The sequence below is a fragment of the Thermococcus waiotapuensis genome (genome assembly GCF_055384795.1).
The window spans coordinates 555914-580948 of the sequence record NZ_AP042429.1 but is presented as its reverse complement, the minus strand read 5'-3'; the positions used below and the strand labels follow the sequence as shown (position 1 = coordinate 580948).

Here is a 25035-nt window from a genome sequence, read left to right as displayed (position 1 = left end):
AGGAGAGGTGAGAAGAAAGGTATTTATCCCAGAACCGCGAGTCAGGAATGTGATAAAAATGAGCGAGGTCGTGATTTCAAAGAGGGACGTGTTGGTATACGAGAGGCTGAGGATAATCTCCGAGCTGGCACCAATACGTGAGAAAGTAAGGGCCTTCGAAAAGAAATACGGGACGACGTTAAAAGATTTTGAAAGGAAACTTATGGACTCGGAGGAATCTTTTGAGGCCTGGGACGACTATATTGAGTGGAAAGCCTACGTCAGGAAGCTTGAAGAGCTGGAGAAAAGGCTGAAGGAGATTGAACATGCTGAGAGAGTTAGAATTGCTCGAGAAGAGCCCGGCAGTCAAAAGTTACGAAATCCTGGACTACAAAGAGGGGAACAGTTTTTACTTCCTGAAAATCAGGGCGGAACTAGCAGATGGAAGCGTTCTTTACATCAGGGAATTTGTCTCAGAGGAGGATTACAACTACTCTTTCCAGTGGCAGAAAGACGGAAGACTTACAATTCGCTGGGATAACGCGCCACATCACAGAGACGTCGAAACTTTTCCCCATCACAAGCACGTTGGCTCGCAGTAGCATCCATCCTTCGAAAGAGTCTCTCTTGAGGACATTTTAAGGGTTATTGAGGAGAGAATAGTTCCAAGAGACCGAGCGAAGGACTCAAAAGCTTCTGTTAAGGTCTGAGAATAGCCGCAAGCATGGTTTGAGTCTTCCCTCTCGGCGTTTTTCCACTACAAAAGATTGTCGGATCAATAACTCTCGTGATAGCCTTCCTGGCGAGCCTACGCCTTTAGTTTGGCCCCTTTCCCGCCGGCGGGGTACACTTGCGGTGGTCTCCAGAAAGAGGTGTTGAGAAGCACGTCAGCCCCTGTTTCTCCCCCCGGAAAAAGCCCAAAGCCTCCCGCAGATCAAAGCCCTCCAGAGGATCAAACTCCCCCAGGAGCTCTTCTACTAACTCTTTCGGGAGGCCTTCGCTCTCAAGGCCCTCTCTAAAGGCCCTCTTTCCCCGATTTATGGCCCGGAACAGGCCGGCAACCTGGAACAGGATTCTCGGAAGATGGAAGAAGAGAAATTTAAGAAAGGAGCGAACGTTCACTCCTCCCTCTCCTCCTTGGCGTTCTCTGGCTTTGCCTCCCCCGGAGTTGTGTTTATCGGCCCAGAAGGGCCGCCCTTTCCCTTCATCAACCCGGTAAGTACCTCAAGGAGGGCCTTGGGAGCGTTGATGCTCTTCATGTACTCCTTGGTGAGCTCGGTTGCAGTTTCCTTGTCCATGCCGGCCTCGACGAGGTTCTTGTAGAACTCCGCCACGCTCTTGCCCACGGCCTGCATCTTCTCAGGACTGTAAAGCTCGCTCAGGAGGTCTTTCAGCGGTTTAAGGATGTCCTCTATCATCGGGCCGAGCCTGTCCATGAGCTTTGCCGCCTGCTCGATGTCCCTGTCGCCGTAGTAGGCCTCTATGAGGTCTTCAACGATGTCGGCCTTCTTCTTAAGGAGTCCAAGCTCTTCCTCGCTTTTGGCACTCTTCATCTCTTCCACAAGCTCCGCAAGGAGCTTCTCCAGCTGGGCCGGGGTCTTCTTCTCAACCTCAACGTCCGCCATATCAACCACCTCAATAATCATTAGCCTGCTCAAACCTAATCGGCATTCCGATCAGCTCTAACCACCTCTTGACCACATCCCTGGAGAGGGCATAGACCCTGCCCCTCTCAGCCTGGAGCTTTCTCACCACGCCGAGCCTCTCAAGCTCATCCAGCTTCGCCCGGACCGTGTTCCTCGAGGCCTTTCCGCGCCTTCCCTTCAGCTCGCGCGCTATCTGGCTCACGTTCGCCCTCCTGAGGTCGAAGAGGATCTTCACAATCTCCCTCGCTATAGGGTCGTGCTCTATCTCGGGGATGACAACGTCTATGCTCAGGCCCCCGTATTCCGCGTAAACGTTTAGGAGCCTGAGATAAGCTTGGGCCATCCTGGAGACTACTTCGAAGCTCGCCCTCATAGCTTCGAGGGCCTTCCTGAGCTCCTGGACTTCCCCCGCAAGGTCTTCATCGGGCATGGTAGTCCTTTGTCTGCTCAACCCTAAAGGGTTTTTGCTCAGAGGTGAGCGGAAGGGGAAGAAATCAGAATTCCGGAATCCTCACCGGCGCTTGCAGCTCTTTCTCGTCCTTCTCGAGGTCAGTTGCGAGCATCCGAATCCTCTCGACGCCGCGAATCTCCCTTATGAACTCCGCCACGCTCTTAGGCACGAGCTCCTCCCAGGGCTCGCCCGCCACCATGCGCCGCCTTATCTCTGTCGCCGAGAAGATGTTCTTCCTGAACATTGGCTGGACTATAACTTCATAGCCCTTCTCGCGGAAGAGCTGTGCCACCAGGGAGTTTCCTGTGAAGACGACGTCAAACCTGGGGATCATGCTGACAACGTAGGTCGCCCAGATGGCGTTGAAGTTTATGTCCGGGAGCGGGATGAGGTAGTATCGCTTTTTGGTCAATCCCGCCTCGTCCAAAGCCCTTATGAGCATCTCCATCCTCTCGCTCGTCGTGAAGGGGTTCTTCAAAGTATGGCTCGCCTGGGCGCTTCCGATGCCTATTATCACCTCGTCAACTTGGGAGAAAACGAATTCGAGCGCCTTAACGTGGCCGTTGTGTACCGGCTGAAAACGGCCGACGAAGAGACCGCGCTTAACCATCGGCTTCACCTCCAGTGATCCCTTCAACGTCACCCCATAATACCAGCGATGAAAGCTTGATGCTCCAGTAAAGATATGGGTTCTCTTTTTTGAGCCGGATCAGTTTATCCCCTGTGAGAACGAGCAGGTCAACTTCCCCCCAAGGACTTTTTCAAGCTTTTCTTTGAACTCCATGATTGTGAGGGGGTCGGCATCCTCCACAAGAATCCAAACGTCAACGTCGCTGGTCTTTCCGTTTTCACCCCTGGCAAAGCTTCCATAAACTCCCAAAGCAAGCATCCAGTCCTCCTTAAGCGGTAGCAGGGCCTCTCTCAGACTCCAGAAGTTTAAAAACCTCTTAAGCTCTTTAAGCTCGGGACCTTTGGATAGGCAGAACCTCCGCCCCCGCTTGTGGATTATGCCCAGCTTTATTAGCTCCCGAAAATAGGTGGAAACCAATCCCTTGCTGAGGTTTAGAGCCGAAGCAACTTCCTCCGGCCCAAACTCCTCAATCTCCAGTATATACTCGAGTATCCTCTCACGGTTTTCGGTTGATGCGAGTCTGTGGATCATGGGTTATCCTCTCGTTCAAAATTTTTGAACCTTTCGTTCAGGATTTTTAAACGAGACTCACCCTCACCCCGTCTCCAACCTTGAGGCCAAGCCTCTCGCTCGCGCTCCCCTGGTTGACGGCTATCTCCAAATAGTCGTGGCTCCCGGGCAGAGCGAGCAGTTCCCCCGGCTTTACCCGACCGTAGGTGTCAAGGTAGGGGATTAGGAGGCCGAAGTCTGGGAGTTCAACCGCTTTTGGCCTCTCGTAGTTTTCAAGGTTGAGTATAACGTTCCCGAAGTCGTCAACGTAGATAACCTTCAGAAGCCAGAGGTCTTTCTCTTTTTTCGGCTCCAAATCGAGCTTAACGAGCGAACCCAGCGAAACCTCCTCTGCGAATTCCTCCGGAGGGATACCTTTCTCTATCAGCGCCCCGGCCGGCCCGAAGACGTCCCTGCCGTGGAAGGTGGAGCTGATTCTCCACCCCGTGAAGCGCCTGATCCTTTCAAGGTCTATCTCCCAGGCCCTTCTGGGCTTTATGTGCTTCATCGGGAGCGTTGCCAGACCGTTGTCCGGAACTACAAGCCACTGGTTGCCTTCCACTATCACAGCCCTCCTCTCCGTCCCAACGCCCGGGTCAACGACGCCGATGTGAACCGTCCCTTCCGGCGAGTACTTGACAACCTGCTCCATGACGAAGGAGCCCTCCACGATGGAGTGCCTGGTCACCGCGTGGGTGACGTCAACGAGCTTCGTGCCGGGGTTTACCCTGAGAATCGCGGCCTTCATTTCTCCCACGTAGGGGCCCTTAAGCCCGAAGTCTGTTGTGAGCGTTATCACCCACACCACCGGAAAGGATTTATTTGTTCTCCTTAAGAGACTGCCGGAGGGGGAACATGATAGCAGTGCTCAGACTCGGGCATAGACCCGAGAGGGACAAGAGGATCACAACGCACGTGGCCTTAACGGCGAGGGCCTTCGGGGCGGATAGAATAATAATCGCGGCGGAAGAGGACGAACACGTTAAGGAGAGCGTTAAGGACGTCGTGAGAAGATGGGGAGGCCCCTTTGAGATAGAGTTCAACCCGGGCTGGAAGAAAACCATGGGGGAGTGGAAGAAAAACGGAATAGTGGTTCACCTGACGATGTACGGGATCCACATAGACGATGCCCTGCCAGCGATAAGAGAGGAGCTGAAAGCGGGAAAGGACATCATGGTCGTCGTTGGAGCCGAGAAGGTTCCGCGGGAAGTTTACGAGATAGCTGACTACAATGTAGCGGTTGGAAACCAGCCCCACAGTGAGGTCGCCGCTTTGGCGGTTTTCCTCGACAGGCTCCTCGGCGGTGAAGGCTTAAGAAAGGAGTTTAAGGACGCAAAGCTCAAAATAATCCCTCAGGAGAGAGGCAAGAAGGTTATCGAGCTCTGAGCGGTGGTAGGTATGGTGCTCAACAGATACAGGGAAAAAGTCAAAGGCTACCTCGAGGCAATGGTGAGGCCCCTCGCTAAAATCGGCATCACCCCCAACACGATAACAGTCCTGGGGATGCTAATAAGCCTTTTGGGGGCTTACCTGTTCTACCTCCGCGAGCCGGGGCTTGCCGCGCTTGTTCTGATCTCGGGCTCGCTCGTAGATGCACTCGACGGAACCCTCGCCAGAATGACCGGAAAGGTGAGCCGCTTCGGTGCTTTCCTGGATTCCACCCTCGATAGAATCAGCGATGGAGCAGTTCTCTTTGGAATTGCCCTTGGGGGCTTGGCCGACTGGCGCTGGGTTTTCCTGACGTTCATGGGTGCCTATCTGGTGAGCTACGAGCGTTGTAGAGCAGAACTCGCCGGGTCCGGGAAGCTTGACGTTGGAATAGCGGAGAGGGCCGAGAGACTGCTCATCCTCATAGCCTTTTCCCTGGCCGGGGTGAAATACGTGAAATACGGGGTCTACCTGGTGGGGACACTCGCGTGGATAACCGTCGTCCAGAGAATGTGGGCTGCCTACCAGAGACTTAAATGATGGAGGGGATGACGAGAATTTCGCTATACGAGCCGCAAGGCAATGAAGAGCCCTGCCGTTTCCGACCCCTCATTTTTTAAGAACAAGCTCCGCCATGAGGGCGCTCCGGAACTTTCTCATGCATGAAGAGCAGTAAGATAAAGGCCTTCCGTCCCAGTCCTCAAGGTCGCGGGGCGGGTTCATGACGCAGCTGTTGGAGCAGTGCTCAAGGCCAAAGCCGTGGCCGAGCTCGTGGAGGATCCCTTTTAAAATCCGCGCTTTCATGAGCTCCCGGTTTTTACTTTCAAAGGGCTTCATGGAGAGAACCATTATCTTCATCCCGAGGATCTCCTGCTGGAAGCCGAGGAACTTCTCGTAAATGGGAAAGTACCGGTTTCGGGATACCAGGGGAAATGTCGTTAGCCCGAAGATCCGTCTCATTGGAAAGCGCTCATCTCTGCTGGTCTCCTCCAGGAGTCTCGCGTAGAGCGTTTCTATGATCGCTTCCAGGGGGTAGCCTTTTACCTGATCCTCCCCAACGGGGATGCTTATTAAGTATCCTGGGCCGACTTCGATCTTTCCGAGGTAGACGAACCTCACCGGAAGATCGTTCTGGCTCAGGTAGCGGTTGGCCTCGTCAAAGGCCTCGAATATAAGCTCCTTGTCAGCGAAGTTCCCGATATAGGTCGCCCCTAGGTAAGTTAATCCGCGCTCCCTCGAATGGTGCATATTCTGAGAAAACCGGGGTGCGTTATTAAGTTTTGCGTCAAACCTTTAAAGGGGGAAAACCAACCCGGACTGCCCCCGGGAAACCGCGGCGGGTAAGCGCTCGGCGAGCCGTGAACCCGCTTCGCTCCCCGGGGGCACATTCCGAACTCCTCATTCAATCTCATCCTCGACGTAGGGTGCGGTAATGACCTTCCTTATCTCCCTCGCCTTTTTCTCGCCTATTCCCTCGACCTCCCTGAGCTCCTCCTCGGTGGCGGTGAAAACCCTCTCCACATTGCCGAAGTGCTTCAAGAGTCTCTTCGCCAGGGTTGCTGAGACGTTTGGGAGGCCTTCAACTATCAGGCGTTGTCTCTCCGCCAAAGTAAGGGCTTTCTTCTCGCTCCTGAGGCGGACTTCCTTCTTCCTCTCCTCCTGCTCGCGCTTTGCCATAAGGTAAATGAAATGGGCGGTCTCCTCCTTGTCCGAGGAAAACAGTATGGGAACGCCCCAGTCGAGCGTTACGGCCGTTATAGCTCCCCTTATCGCGTTGGGATGGACGTTCCTTATGCCGTAAAGCTCGCCCTCGATGATTATCACTGGCTTCTCGTAGGCTTTCTTTAGCCGCTCAACCTGGTCGAAGAGCCTGCCGTCTATGATAGACTGTATGAAGTCGTTGGCGCTCTTCCTTTCTATTCCAACCTCCTCGCTGACGACGTAATCGGCAACGTCCAGAGTTCTGACCTCAATCTCAGCCCCAAGATCCTTCAAAAGCTTTGGCACGCCGCTCTTCAGCTCGCGGGAGTCAACATAGACGACGATGCCCTGGGGCCTCCCTACGAAGATCGGCTTTATTGGGGGCTCCCTGGCTTCCCCTGTGGGCCTTTCGGGTTTCGCTTTTTCGATATTCGGGCTTTCCCCTTCTTTACTTTCACTCGCCTTGGGCAACTCCTCCCGTCTCGGCTTCAGGAATGCATCCAGGGGGGTTATCTTTCCCCTGTTCATACCAGCACTCTCCGGGGCTTTTTCCCTTATTTCAGCCCGCTCCTCTTTAGTTTTTGACTCAAGCTCCCGGGCAATTTTCTTTATGGCCTCGAACATCCCCTTCTCCTTTCTCCTTGAACTCCAGTAGTAAGCCTCGTCCCGCGTTCCCTTCGCCATGAGGATGACGACCTTTCCGGGCCTGTGCCTTCCCGTTCTTCCGCGCCTCTGGATGCTCCTTATTGCCGAAGGCACGGGCTCGTAGAAAACCACCAAATCAACCTCCGGGACGTCCAGACCTTCCTCGCCGACGCTCGTCGCCACCAAAACGCTGAACTCTCCCCGGGAAAACCTGTCGAGTATCTCCTTCTGCTCCCTCTGGCTCATTCCCCTGTCGTTGGCCCTGCTCGCCTGGCCTATGAAGCGCTCAACCGAGATTCCCTCATTCTTGAGTTCCTCGACGATCTTCTTCCCTGTGTCGCGGTAGTTGGTGAAGACGATTATCTTGGAGTTGGGCTTTCTCCCGAGCTGGCCCCCTATGAGCTCCTTCAGCTTCTCCATCTTCGGGTGGTCAATTCCGCTCTCCTTTGCCTGAACCAGGAGATAAACCACTTTCCTCATGCGGGGGTCTTCCATGAGTTCCCTGCTCGATTTGGAGCGGTCCTCGTGGAGTTTTTTTAGATAGGCCCTCAAAGCCGTCAGACCCTGCGTCTCAAGGAGTTCTATGGCGTGGTGGAGTTTCATAGCCTTCGCCTGGTGCTTCATGAGGGAACCGAGGGAGGAGTCGCCCTGGGAGAGCGCATGGTTTATCCTTGAACCGGCCTGTAGGACTTCCCTCTTGGGTATGTCAGGTGAGGCGGAACTGACGAGGCCAGCGTTTGCGAGCGGTTTGAGGCTCTCCTTCAGCATCTCCCTGAGGATTGAGAGGACTTCTCTGTAAATTTCGGGGAGGTCAACCCCTACCCACTCAAAGGAAATGCCGTGGACATAGGGCTTCACATCGGGGGAGCTTTCCGTTCTGACCTCGATGTGCTCTATCCCGAGGTTTTTGATTATTTCCCTTATCTTCTCCTCGTCGCTTCCCGGTGAAGCGGTTAGACCTAAAACAAGCGGGTGTTTTGCCGTTTTCAGGTACTCCTTTGCGATGAAGACATAGGAATAGTTGCCGACGGCCCTGTGGGCCTCATCGAAGACGAGCAGAACGACATCATCAAGGGAAATCCCGCCTGTTAAGACGTCGTTCTCAATCGTCTGGGGTGTGGCTGTTATCACAACGCTCTTCTCCCAGAGTTCCTTCCTCTTTTCGGGGGGAAGCTCGCCAGTTAGCACATTTATTTTCTCCGGAGGGAGGTCGAAGAGCCTTCTAAAACTCTCGGCGTGCTGGACCGCAAGGGGCTTTGTCGGGGCTAACATGAGAACCTTTCCCCCGTACTTCGAGAGCCGGTAATCCGCTATGAGCATGGCTATGAGCGTCTTTCCTAACCCTGTGGGAAGGACGACGAGGCAGTTCCGCTCCTTACACCTCGCATAGATGACCTCCTGGTAAACGCGGGGCTCGATTAAATCCCTGCGGAGATATGGCATGTTTCCAAAAACGACGCGAAGGATAAAAAGCTTCTCATGTGAAGCCCAAAAGCCACCGGGCCGTTGTCATCACCGTTAACTCCAGGGGGGAGATGCCAGCGAGAACAAAAACATTGTTCAGCACAGGGAGGGCCTTCAGGGCCACAAATAGATCAAGGAAGTAGCCCATGGCCGGGATCCTTCCAGTTAGAGGGAGGGAAAGCACTATCACCACCACTCCAAGGAGCGTGAAGAATGCAAAGCTGCCGAAAAACAGGTGGGGATTCGACAGCCTTTCCGCCAGCACAGGGTTGGCCTCGGCGAACCCTCTACGGGTGCCCAGCCAGGTAGTTAGGGCATCGGCAAAAGAAAACGCCGTGAAGAGGAGGACGTATTTTAACGCCCCAGCTCTAGCCTTCATTTCGATCACACCACTCCTTCCCGCCAAGTCTTAAATACTTTTTGCCGTAGTCACAACCTGCATGTGTAGGTGCATATGCAGGTCGACAAGGGTTTAAAGCCCCCAGCGCAACCGCCACCATGCTCCTCACCAGGCATGCTAAGGAGAGGCTCATTAAGAGGCTCGCAAAGAAAAAGAAGCTCGAGCTGGTTTATTCCCGGCTCTGGGAGTTTTTGGATAGCTCGGTAAAAGCGAATATAAACGAGAAGGTCGTGATTTTCACGGACGGAAGGAAGAGCCTCGTTTGTACCAGGCTCGACTGCGAGAGGCTTTCGCTGGAGGAGATCAAAGGCAGAGTTGAAGGGATAAAGCACTCCTACAAGTGCGTTTTCTTCGACGGGAGGCTTGTGCGAGAGACCGTTCCAGAAAAGTTCCTTGAGCTGGTTCCGGAAGGCGTTTACTGCTTCTATATCAACCGGGAAAAGGGGAGCCTCTACATCGGGAGCGAACCTCCCCTCCTGGCGATAACCTTCAGGCCAGCGAAGAAGAACGAGAGAAGGGGACGATAAGTGTCCCTCAGGCCGGCTTTAAGCACCCTCAAGCGGAACGACCAGGATCTCCCCGAAGGGCTCCTCCTGAATGAGGTCAACTTTGCCCATGTTTGAGAGGAAGAGGAGGTAGAGGAATGTCCTCGCAACTATCTTAGGGTTTGAATCGAAGACGAGCTCCCAGAACTTTATCGGCTCCCTCTTCTCCCTGTAAAGCTCCACCACGATGTCGTGGAGCCTGTAGACGTGCTTCTCTATGTCGACGCGGAAGTCCTCCACAACGAAGACCTGCTCCTCTATGTCCTCCTTCCCCCTCCTCTTCGGTTTCCTCCTCTCGGCCTCCTCCAGAGCATCCATTAAAGCTTCCAGCAGGTCGTCAAAGGTGTAGTAGCGCTCGCTCCTCCTTATCGGGGGAGCCAGAGGTTCAACCTCGACCCTAACGCGCTCTTCGGTCTCTTCCTCTTCATCCTTATCCTCTTCGCTGAGCAGTGCCTCGGTTTTCATCCTGACGAGTATGGAAGCCGCCAGAATGGCCCTGGCGGAGATCCTGAGGTCCAGCTCCCTCATCTCGCGGAGCATCTTCAGGTACTTCTCGGTTAAATCCACTATGTCGATGTTCCAGGGGTCGACCTTTCCCATCTGGACCAGCTGGAGCAGTATATCAACGGGTGTTATCTCCGCCTCAAACCGGGATTCCATCTCTATCACCTTTCAACCCGAATCCACCCTCTCTCAAACCGCCGGAATCTCCTCTTCGCCTCTCTGAACTCCCGAAGGGTTTCTTCTAGATATTCCCCATCCGCGTAGAGCACCCTCCCGTCCTCCAGCGCGTCCATTATGAGGGGGTGCCCCTTGGAGAGCATTCTCCTAACCTCGTCCGGCGTATAGGCCTTGACGTCTATTGGTGCCCTCGTCCTGTCAAGGGAGTAGAGTAGCTCCAACCGGGCGTTAAGGTTCTTGGGAAGTTTTTCGGCCACTATGAATATGTCAACGTCGCTTCCCAGCCCAAAGGTCCCCTTTGCCACCGACCCGTGGAGCAACACGAGTTTAGGCCTTAACTTCTCCACGATGGCGTTCACGTACTCTTCAATATCGCGTTTGTAGGGCATCTCACTCCATCTCACCAGCAACCCTCCGCACGAAGTCAAGAATCCTTTTTGAGGAAGCTATCGCGTTCTCTGCATCTTTTTTTCCGTAATACTCGTAGGGCGCCCCTTCTATATACGCGTCTGGGTACCTGGGGGGAATATAGTGTCTGTCCAGAAGCCTCGCTTCGTCGAAGAGTTCCTCCGGAACTTCGACGTACTGGGATAAAATGTCCAGGAGTTTTTTTATTGAGTGCCCATAAGCCATAACCCCCATCCCTAAGAGTAGGGCCTTCATAGCGTATTCCCCTGCCTGCTGTGCTTTGAAGCATGCCCATGAGTAAAACCCGGCGGAGAGGTCGTTTTGAGCGCTCTTCAGTGTATACTCAGCCTGCGCCAGCCATCTCTCGAACTCTTCCCTGTCGAACACCCCTCCTCACCCCGCCAGGTGACCGAACATCTCCTCGTGCTCGGTATAGCTCTTTTTTCTCGCCTCTTCCAGTATCTTCATGGCTTTTTCGAGGCTAAGCGACACCACCCTGCTTATCCCGTCCCTCATGCTCACGCCAATGATCTTGTCCGCGTTGGCCATCATTACATCTCTGAGAGTTATGACTATGAACTGGCTCGACTGGGAGGACTCCTTTATGAGGTCCGCAACGCGCTTGACGTTTGCATCATCCAGATGCGCGTCTATCTCGTCGAAGAGGTAGAACGGTGCCGGCTTGTAGCGCTGTATAGCGAAAACAAAGGCCAGGGCCGTTAGAGCCTTCTCGCCGCCGCTCATGGCCTCGATCCTCTTGACGTCCTTTCCCGCAGGCTTTGCTTCTATCTCGAGGCCCCCATTGAAAGGATCCTCCGTGTTTTCCAGGATAAGCCTCGCGCTCCCTCCCGGTGAAAGCTTTGCGAACAGTTCGGAGAAATTCTTGGCTATCTCGTTAAGAGTTTTCATGAAAACCTCACGCTTCTGCCCTTCTATCTCAGCGATGAACTCCTCTATGCTCTCCTTCTCCGCCAAAACCTGCTCGCGTTTGCTGCTCAGCTCCATGTAACGCCTCTCAACGGCCTCGAAGTCCTCTATCGCCTTCATGTTAACCGGCTCAAGTGAGCGGATCTCCTCTTCCATCCTCTCGATTTCCTTCTTCAGCTCCTCAAGTTTTTCAGGCTCCGGTATCTCCTCGGGTTTTATTGACTTGATGAGCTTTCCGTCAAAGTGCCCGAGCTCAGCCTGCCTCTCCTTCAACTCAGCCTCGTACTGGGCCAGTTTTATCTTCAATGTGTTTGCCTGGATCCTCATCTCCTGGAGCTTATTGGTAAGTTCGTCCTTCCTCTCGCGGAGTTCTGCTATTTCGTTCCTAAGGCTTTCGCGCCTCTCACGGAGCCCCCTGAGTTCATCCTTTACTCTTTCCTCAACCCTTTCAAGCTCCTCCAGCTCTGCCTCAAGCTTCTTTACTGCCTCCTCGTTCTCCTTTATGTTTGCCCTGAGGGCGTTGATCCTGTTCACCAGGCCGTTAATTTCCTCCTCAAGGTCGGCTTTTCTTGGCAGGAGTTCCCCGTTTATCATGCTGTTGAGGCTTTCAAGCCTGCTCTCAACTCCACTGAGCTCTTCGCGGAGTTTGGCTATCTCCGCTTCGACCTCTCTGATCTTCGCGTTAAGTTCTCTGGCTTCTGGGTTTTCAAGGGCCTTTTTCAGCTTCTCGCGGGTCTTTTCAAGACGCTCTATTCTCCCTCTGAGCTTGGCCATCTCGCCGCGGTACTCCTCTATCTTAGCGCTGAGGGACTCTATTGCCCCTTCGGTGCTCCTGACCTCTTCGTCAATTCCCCTGTCCTCGCGGAGGAGCCTCTCGAGGTCCCTCTGGAGTACCTCAAGATCCTTGTTCACATCGCTCTTCCTCATGCGCAGCTCAAAGAGCTCATTCTCAATACTCCTGATTTCAACTTTCAGGGCGTTTATCGCTGATTCAAGGGCCTCCCTTTCCCGTTCCAGTCTCTCCACTTTCTTCTTCAGCTCGTCCACGTTAACGCCGAACATTCCCCTCGGTTTGTAATGTCCGCCGGTTATGGCACCGCTTTTCTCCAGGAGTTCCCCTCCTAAGGTAACCATCCTGACGTTCCCTATGCCTACAGTTCTAGCCTCCTCCATGTCACCAACGATGAGCGTGTCCCCGAGGGCATAGGCCACAGCCTTCTGGAACTTTGGATCGTACTGAACGACCTCCATGGCAGGGGTTCCAAGCTTTGGCCTCTCGCTCATTGATCTCGGCCTTATTTTGTTGAGGGGCAAAAAGGTCAGCCTTCCCAGTTTTCTCTCTTTGAGGAGCGTTATCGCCTTTTCAGCCACACGGTCGTCCTCAACGACAACGTTATCGTAGTTTCCGCCCAGAGCCACTTCAACGGCGATAGCATAAGCCGAATCCGGAACGCTTATGAGCTCCCCCAGGGTTCCATAGAGACCCGGAATCTGCTGTGACTTGAGGAACTCAACTGCCCTGTTCCCCCTGACCTCCGTTTGGGCCTCCGCCTTGATAAGCTCTTCCTTTGCCCCCGCCAGCTCTTTTTCAACCTTCTTCAGTGCGTTTGTTCTCTCTTCAAGCTCTTTCTCCGCTTTCTTAAGACGTCCCTGTGCCCTTTCCATCCTGCCCTCTATCTCAGTAAGTTCAGACTTCTTAGCCTCCAAGGCCTTTCTTGACTCCTCTATTGCCTCTTTCAGGGCCTTCTTCCTGACCGTTGCCTGGACTATTTTGGCCCTGGCCCTCTCTATCTCCTCCTCGAACTTCTTCACCTCAGTTTCCCTTGTATAGAGCTCTTTTTTAGCATCCTCGAGCTCCCCAACGACCCTGTCGAACTCCTCCCTGGCAATGGCATAGCTCCTGTCTATCTCACCGAGTTTAACCAGAAGCTCATTCCTGGCCGTTTCCTTCTCTTTTATATCAGCCACCAGCTTTTCCCTGCGCTTGCTCCACCTCGCTATCGCACCCGTGCCCTTCTCTATTTCATCCGAAACCCGCTTAAGCTCTTCCTTGGCCTTTACAAGTCTCCTCTGGCTTTCGTCTATCTCCTTCTGGGCGTTCTCGATGTTTCTTCTGGCCACCTCAAGCCTGGACTTAACCTCGCTGATCTTTCTGTTTACCTCGAGAATTCCGCTCCCGCTTTTCTCCTCAATTTCCCTCTCAACAGACGAGAGCTCCCTCTCCTTTGCTATTATCTCCCCCACAAGATTTTTGAGTGCCTCCTCAGTTTTCTCAATCTCCGACTCTAAGGTAAAACCATTCTCCATGCCCTCTTTCAGAAGACCCTCAAGCCGCTTTATCTCCCCAAGAAGGAGGGCTACTCTCGCCTTTTCCACCTTCTCCTTGAGGTTGAGATAGCGAAGGGCGTCGTTGCGCTCCTTTTCGAGCTTGTCCAGCTGCTTCTTAACCTCATTTATGAGGAGATCGACCCTTGCCAGGTTCTCCTCGGCCTGCTTAAGCTCCTCCAGGGCCTTTTCCTTCTTGGCATCGTACTCGGCTATTCCAGAGATTTCATCAATCAGGAGCCTCCGCTCGAGGGGGGACATCTTGATGAACTTCGTTATATCCCCCTGCAAAACGAGGTTGTAGCCTTCCGGGGATATCATGGCGGCGCTCAGAAGATCGAGTATCTCGCTCCTCGTCGCCCTCTTCCCGTTGAGCCAGTAGGCGCTCCTCCCGTCCGGGTAAACGCGCCTCTTGATGACTACCTCATCCTCGTCTATGGGAAAGCCCCTGTCCTCGTTGTTGAAGTACACGGCAACCTCAGCGTATTTTGCAGGAGGCTCACTCTTGTTGCCGGCGAAGAGAAGGTCGCTGATCCTCGTTGCCCTCATGGCCTTGGCAGAAAGCCCCCCGAGAACGAAGAGAAGGGCATCGCCGATGTTGCTCTTACCAGAACCGTTTGCGCCAACTATAGCCGTAAAGCCCCTTGAGAGGGGAACCACAACTTTTTTGTTACCGTAGGATTTGAAGCCCTTCATTTCAATCTTCTCAATGTATGGCATGCCCTACACCTAAAACCGAAACGGCGGCACTTCTTATATAAGTTTGCCGTAACGGGCCCCAGAATTAATAACTCGCAGTAATATCTACTCCCTCGGCCCATTACCACGGCGCATGAAAAAGGTTATATAGCCCTTTTTTCTTAAAATAAACTGGTGATGAGCATGCAAGTTGTGGAAATAGACCTCAGCCTGCCCTATGAGGGCAGGGGGAAAATTTTGAAGTCGATACTTGAGAAGGCGGGGGGCAAGGTTAAGGACGTACACTTCTTCCCGCCCAACGCGAGGGGCCTGAGCAAGGTCAGGCTTGAGCTCATGGTGAGCGACGCCCAGAGGCTTGTAAAAGAGCTGGAGAGCATCAAAAACGCAAAAATTAAGTTCAAGATTCTCTCCGGGGCCTGATCATCCCTTTATTCCCCTGTTCAGTTCCTCAAGTTTTTCCCTGGCCTTCTCAAGGGAACCTGCCTTCTCTATTGCCGTCCCCGTTACCACTATGTCGGCGCCAGCCTCAACCACAGTCCTGGCCTGTTCTTCGGTTCTTATGCCCCCTCCGACTATAAGGGGGACATCGATAACGCGCTTAACCAGACCAATCATCTCCGGCGGAACCGGCTGAGGAGCGCCGCTCCCCGCCTCCAGGTAAACGAGCCTCATCCCAAGGTACTGCCCAGCCAGAGCATAGGCGGCCGCTATCTTCGGCTTGTGCCTCGGGATTGGCTTTGCATCCCCAACCCAGCCAACGGTTTCACCGGGCTCGACGATGATGTAAGCCATTGGAATGGGTTCTATGCCGTAGCGCTTGACTGTGAATGCCCCCAACGCCTGGGAGCCCGTTATAAAGAAGGGGTTGCGCGAGTTGAGCAGGCTCATGAAGAATAGGGCATCTGCGTACCTGCTTATCCCCCCGTGGGAGCCGGGGAAAAGTATCGTCGGTAACGACGAGGACTCCTTAATAGCTTTAACGACGCCGTCAAGGACCTCCCCCTCTGCTCCCGTGGAGCCGCCTATCATCATCGCATCAACGCCAATTTCCTCGCCCATCTCCGCTATCTTCCCGGCGGTTTCGGGAGGAACATCGTCAGGATCCAGCAGAACGAAGTGGAGCTTTTCTTTCGTGAGTTTTTCGTGGATGTAAGACTCGACCTTTCCGAGCTGAAGCTTCATTTTCTTTCACCGAACTCCCTAATTTCCTCCCCACTTTTAACGCTTTTCCACCCCAGGCCAAGCTCCCCCAGGATCCCCACTAAAATCTCATCCGGTTCCCCCTCAAACCGGTAGAGGTTGGCACTAACCTTAACGTCGCCGGCGCCGAAGCCCTCAACCGGCTCGCCGTGCTTTGCCACTTCAAGGGACAGCTTCTCCTCAAGCCTTTCCCCGCTCGGGATTAGATAAGCCCTCAAAAGCTCGGCCTCCTCGAGGAGATAATCTATGTGCCAGTGGGGCCGCTTTTCCTTTGAGAAGTGCCGCCTGACCCTCTTTTCGAGGGAGTTCATGGCCGAACCAACGTATACGTAGTAGCCTTTCTTCAGGGGGAACTCCCTGGCCTTCGTTTTTATTTTCCTGTCACCATCAAGCCGTATCACGAGAAGATAGGAGCCCTTCATGGATGCCCCTGCGGCCAACCGTTTATAAACCCTTAACCCCAATCGGGATTGGTGTAAGGAATGGCGGAGGAAAAGAAAAAGAAGCGGCCTGTAGAAGACTTCGCCTGGCAGGAGTACGACAGGGTGGAGTTCGAAAGAAACTTCCCGGCGCTGGCGAAGGAGCTTGAAGAGGGTGCAGAACTGCAAATAAAAGCATACCGCACCTCGGAGGAAGAGGCCATTGAAGAGGAAGAACCTGAACTTCAGGATTTTTCAGGCTACAACCCAACGGTTATAGACTTTCTCCGGCGCTGCGAGACCGACGAGGAGGCCCTGGAGATAATCAACTGGATGGAGAAAAGGGGTGAGATAACGCCTGAGATGGCAAAAGACCTCAGGATCACGCTGACGAAGAAGGGGGTCAGGGCTTTTGGCCCCAAAAAGGAATGGGGCTGGTATGAGAGGCACGGGAGGCACTGATATCAAGCGAAAAGGTAATATCCACCTCCTGCCACCCCTCTCAGGTGGTAGCATGAACTTCAACCCGCTCTCTGAGGCTAAGAGGATTGAAAAGGAGATAATAGCCTGGCGCAGAGACTTCCACATGAACCCGGAGCTTGGCTATGAAGAAGAGAGAACCTCGAAGGTTGTTGAAGAACACCTGCGCGAGTGGGGTTACACAATCAGGCGCGTCGGAACCGGGATTATAGCAGACATTGGGAAAGGAGAGAAAACGGTGGCCCTCCGCGCCGACATGGACGCCCTGCCAGTCCAGGAGGAGAGCGACGTCCTCTACAAATCGAAAATCCCCGGAAAAATGCACGCCTGCGGCCACGATGCCCACACCGCGATGCTTTTGGGTGCGGCAAAGATAATCGCCGAGTATAGGGAAGAACTCAACGGCAGGGTAAGGCTGATCTTCCAGCCCGCTGAAGAAGGGGGCAATGGAGCGGTCAAAATGATCGAGGGGGGAGCTTTAGAGGGAGTCAACGCCATCTTCGGCTTTCACGTCTGGATGGAACTGCCGAGCGGAGTGATAGGGATAAGGGACGGCCCCTTCCTGGCAGGGGCGGGAATATTCGGCGGAAAGATAATCGGAAAGGGCGGCCACGGCGCTTCTCCCCACGAGACGGTTGACCCAATCCCAATAATGGCGGAGGCTATCATGGCCTTCCAGAGCATAGTGAGCAGGAACGTCCCGCCTATAGAGACTGGAGTCGTCAGCGTCACGAGCGTGCACGGGGGAAAGGCTTTCAACGTCATCCCGGGGGAGGTCGAGTTCAAGGGCACCTTCCGCTTCTTCAAGCCCGAAATCGGCGGGCTGATTCAAAGAAGGATGCGCGAGGTTCTGGAAGGCGTGACAAAGGCCCATGGGGCTAAATATGAGCTCAGCATAGAGGAGCTAACTCCGCCGACGATAAACTCCAGGGAAATGGCCGATTTCGCGAGGAAGGTGGCGGAGAAGTACGGCCTCAAATACGGCGACGTTCCTCCGACTATGGGCGCTGAGGACTTCGCCTTCTACCTCCAAAAGGTTCCGGGAGCTTTCCTTGCCCTGGGAATCAGGAACGAGGAGAAGGGGATAACCTACCCGCACCACCATCCGAAGTTCGACGTCGATGAGGAGGTTCTCCACCTCGGCACGGCGATGGAAGTTGCCCTAGCCTTCGAGTTTTTGAGAGGATAGAGGACGTCACTCCTCAACATCTTCACTCTCCTGGTTGTCATCCTCACCGAGGTAGCCGAACTTCTTCAGGATGTGCAGTATTGCCTCGGCACCCCCGTCGCCGTAGGGCTTTTTCGTTATGTAGTCGGCCTTCTCCTTCAAACTCTCGGGGGCCTGGGCTATGGCAACGCGGTAGCCAACGACGCGGAAGGCATCGAGGTCGTTCTCCCCATCACCCACATGGGCAACCTCTCTCGGGCTTATCCCCAAAAACTCGCAGGCCTTCTCTATGCCGGTGCCCTTGTTTATCCAGGGCTTCTTGATGTGTATCGCAAAGCCGGAATCCACTGCGATTAAATTCAACCCGAGCTCCCCTATAATCTCCCTCACCACCTCCACGGGGACTCCTCGAGTTATCACGAGGCCGGCCTTCCTCTCCGGCATCGAATAGCTCAGCTCCGCACCAGGATAGCGCCTTTTGAGCTCGCTCCAGAGTATCCACTCCTCGTCCATGTCGGTGAGAAAAACCCTTCTCCTTGTTCCTCCACCCCTGAGGGAGAGCGCGCCGCCATCCTCAGCTATAACCGGCCCGCTCGTGCCGATTAGCACGGAAGCGGCCTCCGCAAAGGGGACGGAATTGCCCGTGACGAGCATGACCGGAAGGCCGAGCCTTTCAGCTAGCCTTATGGCCTTGAGGGCTTCTACGCTCAGGGTTCTGTCTTTATAAGTTATCGTGCCGTCTATGTCGAGCGAGATAGCTTTTATCCCCATCTCCTCACCCGGGCAAAGAGGGTGCCATCAATATTTAACCTTTCCCGCGAAGGCCGTGAACTCTTTTCCTCCAGCCTTCACTTTGTAAGCCCTCATCTCCCCCTTCAAAAAGGCCTCTATAGCTCCCAGCGTTTTCTCGCGCCCCCTCAGGATTTCCAAGGCTTCCTCAACGGTTACCGCTCTAAAGCGCACCCCCGTTCCTGGCCTGCTTTGGGCTAAGAGGTGCAGATCAGCGCTTATCACCGTCGCCACCTTTGCGTATCCACCGGTTGTCTGAGCGTCACGCATCATAACTATTGGCCTTCCATCCGCTGGAACCTGAACGGCCCCGGGCATGAGAGGCTCGGTCACAATATCGGCTCCCAGGGAAGAGTGCCCTATTGCCGGCCCGTCCAGGCGGTAGCCCATCCTGTCGCTCTCGGGGGTTACGGTGTAGGTCTCGCTCAGAAACGTCTCAACGCCTTCCCCGGTAAAGTGCTCGAGGTTTGGCCCGAGGACGACCCGTATTTCTCTCCTATTACCCGAATAATCCGGCCTGAGCTCCCCGGGAAGATGGCGCCCCTCCCTACCAGTTAGGACTGCATAACCCAGGCTGAGCGTATCCCCAGCCTTCAGCGGCCTTCCGAGGTTTGCCTTTGGGTAAGCAGAGCAACTCCCTAAAAGCCTCTCGCACTTTATTCCGCCCGCGAAGGCTATGTAGCCGTAGAGGCCGCTCCTTAAAGTTCCTACCTCAAGAACGTCGCCCCTCTTCGCCCAGTGGCTCTCCCAGGGCTCTATTGGAATCCCGTTGAGCCTGGCGTCGACATCCCCAGCAACGGCAAAGACGGAAGAGGCGTTGAACCTCAGCGTCGGCCCGGCGAGGAGGAACTCAAGGAGCGGGCTGTTTCCGGGATTTCCGACGAGGTAGTTGGCTATCCTCGCCGAATAGTCATCCATGTAACCAGAGACTGGAACTCCGAGCTTTCTGTAGCCTTCCCTGCCGGAATCCTGGACCGTCAGAAGGGAGGGAACTCTGAGGAGCTCAATCAACGCCTTCCCCCCATTCTTCCATGTATAACTCCCTGAACTCGCCCTCGTCTATCGGCACGAACTTCACCCGGTCACCCGGCTGGAGAAGGGTTGGGGGCTCTTTTGCTGGATTAAAAAGTCTCAACGGCGTCCTCCCTATTAACCGCCAGCCGCCAGGGCTTTCGAGGGGGTAAACGCCAGTCTGCTTTCCGGCTATGCCAACCGAACCGGCGGGAACTTTCAGGCGGGGTTTTTCCAGGCGGGGCGTTGCTATTCTCTCATCCATCCCGCCGAGGTAAGCGAAGCCGGGAAGGAAGCCGAGGAAGTAAACGAGATAGACCGGCCTGGAGTGAATCTCAATGACGTCATCAACGGTGAGGCCGCTGTGCTCGGCAACAAACCCGATGTCCGGCCCGTAGGAAGAGCCGTAGACCACCGGTATTTCAACGAGCCTGCCCCCGGAGGTCTCGCCCTTTGTATCCAGAAGGGGCCCTATCGAGGCCTCGACTTCGACGTAGGTGACTTCGAGGGGGTCGTAGATCACCAGGAGCGAGGAGTAAGCCGGGACTACCTCAACCAGCCATTCAAAGCCCGCCTTTTCTATTGCCCTCGCTATCGAGTGAACCCTGGCGGTTATCCCCTCGTCTATGGCCTCGCCGAAAGACACGAGAAGGGCAGAGTCGCCCGCCGGCTTTAGTTCGGGCCTCATGGGGTTCACCGGTACGGAGGCTTCAGTACGGAAACGCCTTCAACCCCTGCGAAGTGCCTGGTGTTTCCAGTGACAACTGTAAGCCCATGAACAGCCGCGGTGGCGGCTATGATCGCATCTCCCAGTGACACTTGGTAGTCCCTTCTGATCTCTCCCGCGAGCATTGCCACCTCAGGAGTTACCGGCAGGGCCTCAAAGTGGCCAAGAAGCCTCGTTATCTTCTCCTTCTTAATTGGATCTCTCGTCTCCCTGCCTGAGAACAGCTCCGCTATCGTAACGGTGGAGATAAATGCCCCTCTCTCCACGATTTCTATCAAAAATTCTCTGGCCCCCTCAACACCTCTGAGAACGTCAATCAGAACGTCGGTATCAAGGAGATACATCCCTGTCCCACTCCTTCCTGAGCTTCTCTAAATCTATGTCCGCCTCCAGTATCCCAAAGGCATCGTCTAGGTCTCTGATGAACTCGTCCAAGATTATCAGCTTCACCCTTCTCTTCTCAGGAAGGTTGAGCTTCTTCAGCGGCTTGAAAACCCCGTTCTCGTAAATCGCCTCCACAACCCCCATACTCCCACCGCACTTACTTAGTAATCTGGCCTTAAAACCTAACGGACTACCTCCCTCATCGGCACTATCCTCACTCCCTCCTCTTCGAGTGCCCTCCTCACGTGGGCCGCTATCTCCACGGCCTTAGGATTGTCCCCATGGAGGCAGATGGTATCTGCTTTAAGGTCCACCCACTCGCCGTTTATCGCCTTAACTCCGCCGTCCTTGACCATGGAAACCACGCGCTCGGCTATCTCGTCCTTGTCATGTATCACTGCCCCCGGTTTCGAGCGTGAAACCAGCGTTCCGTCCGGGTTGTAGGCCCTATCGGCAAAGACCTCGTGGGCCGCTTTTACCCCCATCTCCTCCGCTATCTCAGCAGGCCTTGAGCCGGAAAGCGTTACGAAGATGAGCTTTCTGTCAAAATCCGCTATCCCCTCAATGACCGCCCTCGCGAGCTCTTCCTCCTTTGCTAAGGCGTTGTAAAGGGCACCATGCGGCTTGACGTGCTGTAACTCGAGGCCTTCCGCTCTGGCAAAGGCGTAAAGTGCCCCGATCTGGTAGAGAATGTAATTCCTCGCTTCCTCCGGAGAAAGCTCCATGTATCGCCTCCCGAAGCCGAGCAAATCTGGATAGCCGGGGTGTGCCCCAACGGCTACACCTTTCACCTTCGCGAGCCTTACGGTGTTCCTCATGACGAGGGGATCCCCTGCGTGCCAGCCGGTGGCGACGTTGGCCGAGCTTATGTATTTCATAACCTCCTCGTCGAGGCCGAGCCTGTACCTCCCAAAGCTCTCCCCCAGATCAGAGTTGAGGTCAACCTTCATGTTCCCACCGCTCCCCTTTCGACGGAAATCTAAAAAAGGGTTTCTCCTACTGGAGGCCATGAAAGAGGAAAAAGTCTGGGTGATCGACGCGGCGATATTCATCCAGGGCGTTGACGTGGAAGGCGTAACCACGCCAAAGGTCGCTGAAGAGGTAAAGGACCCCGAGTCGAGGCTGTTCTTAGAAGGCCTGATCAGCGCGGGCAAGGTCAGGGTTCTGGTTCCCTCGAAGGGGAGCATGGAGGCCATCAAAGACGCCGCGAGGAGGACGGGCGAGTTAAGCGAGTTGAGCGAGGCTGATATAGAGGTTCTCGCCTTAGCTTACGAGCTCAAAGGAGTCCTCTTCACCGACGACTACAACCTCCAGAACGTAGCCAAAACCCTCGGCATAGAGTTCAGAACGCTAAAGCGGGGTATAAAAAGGACAATCCGCTGGAACTACGTCTGCATAGGTTGCGGGAAAAAATTTGAGGAGATGCCTCCAGATGGGGTCTGCCCCGACTGTGGAAGCCCCGTGAGGCTGATCCCGAGAAGAAAAAAGCTGGGAAGGAATCAGGGATAGATGTCCACGACTATTCTGTCCGGGTTGGAGAGGGTGAAGCTTTTGTAAGGCCTGTAGGGGCTGCTGAGCTCAACGATGACTAAAACGTTGTTCCCGCTCTGGGTGGCGTAGATTACAGGGGCTATTGTCGAGCCAGTTCTGATGTAGTACTGGCCGTTGGAAACGGGCCACCCGAGGTTAGCGAGCTGGGCGTTGTCCACCTGGATGACGAGGCGGTAGCCCTTCGAGTAGGAGGTGTAGTAAACGTGGTAGTTGGCCTTTTCGCTCATGTCGAGGACTACCCTGAAGTAGCTCCCGCTGTCGGCGAACCTTACGTTCTTAACTGTCGGAATCGAAACAGGGTCGTGAACCGGGACACCGAAGTACCTCTGAACGCCATGGAGGATAGCGTAAGCGTACTTCCACTGGTATGACTCATCGCCTATTATGCCCGCATCGTAGGAGTTCGTCACAAAGCCGGTCTCAATCAGTATCGCGGGCATGTTTGTGTACTTGATGACGTAGAAGCCCGCCTCCTTGACGCCCCTGTTCCAGAGCGGGATCAGCTTTGCTATTTCACTGTCAACGTAGGTCGCCAGGCTATTTCCTCTGGATGAGCCGTAGTAGTGGTAGACCTCAAAGCCGCTCGCCGAACTTGGCCCAGCGTTGGCGTGGATGCTTATGAAGATGTTACAACCAGCGGAGTTTGCTATCTGAACCCTTTGGGGGAGGCTAACATCGTAGTCGCCGTTCCTCGCGAGAACAACTTTTGCGCCGTCCATTTCAAGGAGTTTGGCCACCTTAAGCGCTATCTCGAGGTTGACGGTCTTCTCCACCACGTATCCAACCGCTCCAGGGTCCGACCCACCGTGGCCGGCATCGACGCAGATTGTATAACCGCTCAGGCTGGAGGGGCCTGCCCCTGTTGCTGGTAACCACAGTAGGGCACTGAAGAGCAAAACTGCAACAAACAGCGCTTTTGGTTTCATCAGCACCATCCCCGAGCCATCAATGAACCCGCCAAAAAAGCCGGCTATAAAGCTTGCGCGGGCCGATTTGTGCATTTAGAACATGAACTGTTTTGTCCACGGTTCGGGGAGGTTCCCCTGGGAAAAAAAGAGGACTCTAAAGCCTCAGGTAAGGAATAACCTCGTCGTAAACCTCGCTCCAGTCAACGACGCCGACCCGTCTCTTAACGCCCTCCCCGATGAGCCCGAGGATCTCCTCAACGACTTCCTCCGGGGTTTTCCCAGTTGTATCAACCTCGATTACGTTCTCGTTTTCCTCAAGGGCCTCCACGAGGATGACATCAACGAGCTCAGCCTCGACGTTTTCCCCGACCTTCTCCCCTGGATAACCCCTCTCCTTTAGCCTCTCGCCTATCAGCTTGGGATGGGCGCGCAGAACAACCACGAGGTCGGCCCTGAGGAAGTGGCTCAGGTGCCCGTCGACGACGGCATCTTTTCCAGCGTAATCTCGTTCGAAGTTGTAGGCCAGCTCGTCCACCTCAACCTCGAGCTCGTCCCCCCTCATCTCGCCGATTCCCTTCTCAATCGCGTAGTCCCTGAGATTTACGTACTCATAGCCGAGCTTCTCAGCTAAAAGCCTTGAAACGGTTGTTTTTCCAACTCCCGGCGTGCCGGTTACCGCTATGATCATGCCACCACCTCTACCTTATCACCCCCAAGCTTTTAAAAGCCTGCCCGAAGTTCCCACCATGTACGAGTTCACCGAGGACTTCAAACTCAGGAAGATCACAAAGTACGGGCTCGATGGAGTCGATGAGAGGGAGGATTTAGTTGTCATCCCCCTGTCGAGCAGGGCCGGCCCCTGCGGGAGCAACTGCCTCTTCTGCTACCTCCGCCAGAATCCGCCGGAGATGATTTACCGCGTCTCCTTCCACGACACCCTCAACGACCGGGAGCTCGAGAAGAGGATAGCCTACGTCAGCGAGCACTATCCAGAGCTGTGGATTCGCATTACAGATACCGCCGGAAACGTTGGGCTCGACGAGGAAAGGATCAAAAGCCTCTCCAGGGCGGGACTCGATGAAATGCAGATTTCAGTCCACACGACGAAGAAGGAGAAGAGAATTGCGCTGATGAGGAGCCCGCTCGCGGGCAGGCTTATAGACCTTCTCCCGCTGGTCGCTAAAACCTTCAGGGTCATAGCGGACATAATCCTCACCCCGGGCTACAACGTTGACGACATAGGTGAGATAATAAGAGATTTGGCCTCTATGGATGTCGCGGAGGTCAGGCTGTTCCCCGTCGGCGTGACAAAGTACAACAAAAACGTCAGACCGCTCACGGGGGAGGAGCTGGTTTTTGTTAAGGAGACAGCGTTAGAAGCTGGCGATGAAACCGGTATAAAGGTCGTCATCCCCCCGGTGTTCAAGGCCCTCCTCGGGGAGCTTAGGCTCGACTTTGGGCCCGTTGAGGTTGAGCCGGCAATCCCGACCTACATCCTCACGGGCGAGCTGGCGTATCCGGAGCTCAGGAGGATCTTCCCGAGGATTCCTGTGGTTAGGGTGAAGAACGAGTTCTTTGGGGGCAACATTGGGACGGCCGGTCTTCTTACCGGAAGAGATGTCCTGAGAACCGTTGAGGGCCTCCCCGAGGTTGACCTCGGCCTGATTCTTCTTCCGGAGCTCATGTTCTACGGGGATAAAACCCTCGACGGCTACACGAGGGATGAGCTCATCTCGAGGATACTCGTTGAGAGGGGCTACATGGTCGAGAGCGCGCTTGAGCCGGCCGAGGTTCCTAAGGTTCTTGAGAAGGTCGGGGCAATTTAACGTCCCGGACGGGCTCGGCGCTCATAGGGTATATCATCGCCTTCGCTCATCCCGTCTTGGATTCCTCACGGCCCGTCCGGGACGGCGTCAGAG

The 25035-nt window shown here is 54.6% G+C and carries 32 protein-coding genes; 9 read left to right on the top strand and 23 right to left on the bottom strand.

Annotation, left to right across the window (positions count from 1 at the left end):
* Positions 1 to 305 precede the first annotated feature (305 nt).
* Complete coding sequence (locus tag ACZ47M_RS03275; RefSeq protein WP_315340945.1) at positions 306 to 581, top strand: toxin-antitoxin system TumE family protein; 276 nt, start codon at positions 306 to 308, stop codon at positions 579 to 581.
* Positions 582 to 795: 214 nt separating this feature from the next.
* On the opposite strand, the gene ACZ47M_RS03270 is transcribed toward ACZ47M_RS03275, so the two are convergent.
* From ACZ47M_RS03270 to ACZ47M_RS03245, 6 genes are all read right to left on the bottom strand, one after another.
* Entirely contained in the window at positions 796 to 1101 is a 306-nt protein-coding gene (locus ACZ47M_RS03270; protein ID WP_315340024.1) for a hypothetical protein, read from the bottom strand.
* The gene (locus ACZ47M_RS03265; protein ID WP_315340021.1) at positions 1098 to 1604 is read right to left on the bottom strand and encodes a hypothetical protein; all 507 of its coding nucleotides are present in this window, start codon (positions 1602 to 1604) and stop codon (positions 1098 to 1100) included. The genes ACZ47M_RS03270 and ACZ47M_RS03265 overlap by 4 nt, the downstream gene beginning before the upstream one ends.
* A 10-nt stretch (positions 1605 to 1614) precedes the next feature.
* A complete protein-coding gene (locus ACZ47M_RS03260; protein ID WP_315340018.1) occupies positions 1615 to 2055 on the bottom strand; it encodes a BlaI/MecI/CopY family transcriptional regulator in 441 nt (146 codons plus the stop codon).
* A 64-nt stretch (positions 2056 to 2119) separates the two neighbouring features.
* Positions 2120 to 2686 (bottom strand): nicotinamide-nucleotide adenylyltransferase, encoded by a 567-nt coding sequence (locus ACZ47M_RS03255; RefSeq protein ID WP_315340015.1) that lies wholly within the window; start codon positions 2684 to 2686, stop codon positions 2120 to 2122.
* Positions 2687 to 2785: 99 nt separating this feature from the next.
* Entirely contained in the window at positions 2786 to 3238 is a 453-nt protein-coding gene (locus tag ACZ47M_RS03250; protein WP_315340012.1) for a nucleotidyltransferase domain-containing protein, read from the bottom strand.
* A gap of 46 nt (positions 3239 to 3284) precedes the next feature.
* The gene (locus ACZ47M_RS03245; RefSeq protein WP_315340943.1) at positions 3285 to 4055 is read right to left on the bottom strand and encodes a (R)-S-adenosyl-L-methionine hydrolase; all 771 of its coding nucleotides are present in this window, start codon (positions 4053 to 4055) and stop codon (positions 3285 to 3287) included.
* 56 nt (positions 4056 to 4111) lie between these two features.
* Between ACZ47M_RS03245 and ACZ47M_RS03240 the strand changes: the two genes are divergently transcribed.
* Both ACZ47M_RS03240 and pgsA read left to right on the top strand, forming a co-directional pair.
* On the top strand, positions 4112 to 4642 hold the full coding sequence (locus ACZ47M_RS03240) for a tRNA (cytidine(56)-2'-O)-methyltransferase (protein ID WP_315340009.1): 531 nt from the start codon (positions 4112 to 4114) through the stop codon (positions 4640 to 4642).
* Positions 4643 to 4654: 12 nt separating this feature from the next.
* The gene (pgsA, locus tag ACZ47M_RS03235; RefSeq protein ID WP_315340006.1) at positions 4655 to 5224 is read left to right on the top strand and encodes an archaetidylinositol phosphate synthase; all 570 of its coding nucleotides are present in this window, start codon (positions 4655 to 4657) and stop codon (positions 5222 to 5224) included.
* 69 nt (positions 5225 to 5293) lie between these two features.
* On the opposite strand, the gene ACZ47M_RS03230 is transcribed toward pgsA, so the two are convergent.
* From ACZ47M_RS03230 to ACZ47M_RS03220, 3 genes are all read right to left on the bottom strand, one after another.
* Positions 5294 to 5932, bottom strand: a complete 639-nt coding sequence (locus ACZ47M_RS03230; RefSeq protein WP_315340003.1) for a zinc metalloprotease — start codon at positions 5930 to 5932, stop codon at positions 5294 to 5296.
* 150 nt (positions 5933 to 6082) lie between these two features.
* Entirely contained in the window at positions 6083 to 8473 is a 2391-nt protein-coding gene (locus ACZ47M_RS03225; RefSeq protein ID WP_315340001.1) for a DEAD/DEAH box helicase, read from the bottom strand.
* Between the two features lie 34 nt (positions 8474 to 8507).
* Entirely contained in the window at positions 8508 to 8873 is a 366-nt protein-coding gene (locus ACZ47M_RS03220) for a DUF5658 family protein (protein ID WP_315340942.1), read from the bottom strand.
* A 119-nt stretch (positions 8874 to 8992) separates the two neighbouring features.
* Between ACZ47M_RS03220 and ACZ47M_RS03215 the strand changes: the two genes are divergently transcribed.
* Positions 8993 to 9421, top strand: a complete 429-nt coding sequence (locus ACZ47M_RS03215; protein WP_315339998.1) for a hypothetical protein — start codon at positions 8993 to 8995, stop codon at positions 9419 to 9421.
* Between the two features lie 18 nt (positions 9422 to 9439).
* Here the strand turns inward: ACZ47M_RS03215 and ACZ47M_RS03210 are convergent, their stop codons facing one another.
* The 4 genes from ACZ47M_RS03210 to smc are packed head-to-tail and all read right to left on the bottom strand — an operon-like array spanning position 9440 to position 14500.
* Positions 9440 to 10099, bottom strand: a complete 660-nt coding sequence (locus ACZ47M_RS03210) for a ScpA family protein (RefSeq protein ID WP_315340940.1) — start codon at positions 10097 to 10099, stop codon at positions 9440 to 9442.
* Between the two features lie 5 nt (positions 10100 to 10104).
* Complete coding sequence (locus ACZ47M_RS03205) at positions 10105 to 10524, bottom strand: nucleotidyltransferase domain-containing protein (protein ID WP_315339996.1); 420 nt, start codon at positions 10522 to 10524, stop codon at positions 10105 to 10107.
* Positions 10511 to 10915 (bottom strand): HEPN domain-containing protein, encoded by a 405-nt coding sequence (locus ACZ47M_RS03200; RefSeq protein ID WP_010477480.1) that lies wholly within the window; start codon positions 10913 to 10915, stop codon positions 10511 to 10513. The genes ACZ47M_RS03205 and ACZ47M_RS03200 overlap by 14 nt, the downstream gene beginning before the upstream one ends.
* A 6-nt stretch (positions 10916 to 10921) precedes the next feature.
* Positions 10922 to 14500 (bottom strand): chromosome segregation protein SMC, encoded by a 3579-nt coding sequence (smc, locus tag ACZ47M_RS03195; RefSeq protein ID WP_315339990.1) that lies wholly within the window; start codon positions 14498 to 14500, stop codon positions 10922 to 10924.
* A 156-nt stretch (positions 14501 to 14656) separates the two neighbouring features.
* Here smc and ACZ47M_RS03190 point away from each other — a divergent pair, with 156 nt between their 5' ends.
* Positions 14657 to 14899 carry a hypothetical protein gene (locus ACZ47M_RS03190; protein WP_315339987.1) on the top strand — a complete coding sequence of 81 codons (243 nt, stop codon included), beginning with the start codon at positions 14657 to 14659 and terminating at the stop codon, positions 14897 to 14899.
* On the opposite strand, the gene ACZ47M_RS03185 is transcribed toward ACZ47M_RS03190, so the two are convergent.
* Positions 14900 to 15661, bottom strand: coding sequence for a phosphoglycerol geranylgeranyltransferase (locus tag ACZ47M_RS03185; RefSeq protein WP_315339985.1), 762 nt, complete (start codon positions 15659 to 15661; stop codon positions 14900 to 14902).
* Positions 15658 to 16101 carry a GIY-YIG nuclease family protein gene (locus tag ACZ47M_RS03180; protein WP_315339983.1) on the bottom strand — a complete coding sequence of 148 codons (444 nt, stop codon included), beginning with the start codon at positions 16099 to 16101 and terminating at the stop codon, positions 15658 to 15660. The genes ACZ47M_RS03185 and ACZ47M_RS03180 overlap by 4 nt, the downstream gene beginning before the upstream one ends.
* Positions 16102 to 16161: 60 nt before the next feature.
* On the opposite strand from ACZ47M_RS03180, the gene ACZ47M_RS03175 reads away from it, so the two are divergent.
* Positions 16162 to 16560, top strand: coding sequence for a DUF2095 family protein (locus ACZ47M_RS03175; RefSeq protein ID WP_315339980.1), 399 nt, complete (start codon positions 16162 to 16164; stop codon positions 16558 to 16560).
* A 52-nt stretch (positions 16561 to 16612) separates the two neighbouring features.
* Positions 16613 to 17767, top strand: a complete 1155-nt coding sequence (locus ACZ47M_RS03170) for a M20 metallopeptidase family protein (RefSeq protein WP_315339977.1) — start codon at positions 16613 to 16615, stop codon at positions 17765 to 17767.
* Between the two features lie 6 nt (positions 17768 to 17773).
* Here the strand turns inward: ACZ47M_RS03170 and ACZ47M_RS03165 are convergent, their stop codons facing one another.
* The 6 genes from ACZ47M_RS03165 to ACZ47M_RS03140 are packed head-to-tail and all read right to left on the bottom strand — an operon-like array spanning position 17774 to position 21607.
* Complete coding sequence (locus ACZ47M_RS03165; RefSeq protein WP_315339975.1) at positions 17774 to 18517, bottom strand: phosphoglycolate phosphatase; 744 nt, start codon at positions 18515 to 18517, stop codon at positions 17774 to 17776.
* 27 nt (positions 18518 to 18544) lie between these two features.
* Positions 18545 to 19546, bottom strand: a complete 1002-nt coding sequence (locus ACZ47M_RS03160) for a 5-oxoprolinase subunit C family protein (RefSeq protein ID WP_315339973.1) — start codon at positions 19544 to 19546, stop codon at positions 18545 to 18547.
* Positions 19539 to 20234 carry a 5-oxoprolinase subunit PxpB gene (gene pxpB / locus ACZ47M_RS03155; protein ID WP_315339971.1) on the bottom strand — a complete coding sequence of 232 codons (696 nt, stop codon included), beginning with the start codon at positions 20232 to 20234 and terminating at the stop codon, positions 19539 to 19541. Before pxpB ends, ACZ47M_RS03160 begins: the two co-directional genes overlap by 8 nt.
* 5 nt (positions 20235 to 20239) lie before the next feature.
* Positions 20240 to 20617, bottom strand: coding sequence for a type II toxin-antitoxin system VapC family toxin (locus ACZ47M_RS03150; protein ID WP_010477462.1), 378 nt, complete (start codon positions 20615 to 20617; stop codon positions 20240 to 20242).
* The gene (locus ACZ47M_RS03145; protein WP_315339967.1) at positions 20604 to 20801 is read right to left on the bottom strand and encodes an antitoxin family protein; all 198 of its coding nucleotides are present in this window, start codon (positions 20799 to 20801) and stop codon (positions 20604 to 20606) included. Before ACZ47M_RS03145 ends, ACZ47M_RS03150 begins: the two co-directional genes overlap by 14 nt.
* Positions 20802 to 20839: 38 nt before the next feature.
* Positions 20840 to 21607, bottom strand: coding sequence for a LamB/YcsF family protein (locus ACZ47M_RS03140; RefSeq protein ID WP_315339964.1), 768 nt, complete (start codon positions 21605 to 21607; stop codon positions 20840 to 20842).
* 58 nt (positions 21608 to 21665) lie between these two features.
* Here ACZ47M_RS03140 and ACZ47M_RS03135 point away from each other — a divergent pair, with 58 nt between their 5' ends.
* Positions 21666 to 22166, top strand: coding sequence for a type II toxin-antitoxin system VapC family toxin (locus tag ACZ47M_RS03135; RefSeq protein WP_315339962.1), 501 nt, complete (start codon positions 21666 to 21668; stop codon positions 22164 to 22166).
* Here ACZ47M_RS03135 and ACZ47M_RS03130 read toward each other — a convergent pair.
* Both ACZ47M_RS03130 and ACZ47M_RS03125 read right to left on the bottom strand, forming a co-directional pair.
* Positions 22157 to 23143 (bottom strand): N-acetylmuramoyl-L-alanine amidase, encoded by a 987-nt coding sequence (locus tag ACZ47M_RS03130; RefSeq protein WP_315339960.1) that lies wholly within the window; start codon positions 23141 to 23143, stop codon positions 22157 to 22159. The genes ACZ47M_RS03135 and ACZ47M_RS03130 overlap by 10 nt on opposite strands.
* Positions 23144 to 23270: 127 nt before the next feature.
* Positions 23271 to 23804 (bottom strand): adenylate kinase family protein, encoded by a 534-nt coding sequence (locus tag ACZ47M_RS03125; protein WP_315339958.1) that lies wholly within the window; start codon positions 23802 to 23804, stop codon positions 23271 to 23273.
* Between the two features lie 58 nt (positions 23805 to 23862).
* Here ACZ47M_RS03125 and ACZ47M_RS03120 point away from each other — a divergent pair, with 58 nt between their 5' ends.
* Entirely contained in the window at positions 23863 to 24942 is a 1080-nt protein-coding gene (locus tag ACZ47M_RS03120) for a DUF512 domain-containing protein (protein WP_315339955.1), read from the top strand.
* Positions 24943 to 25035 lie beyond the last annotated feature (93 nt).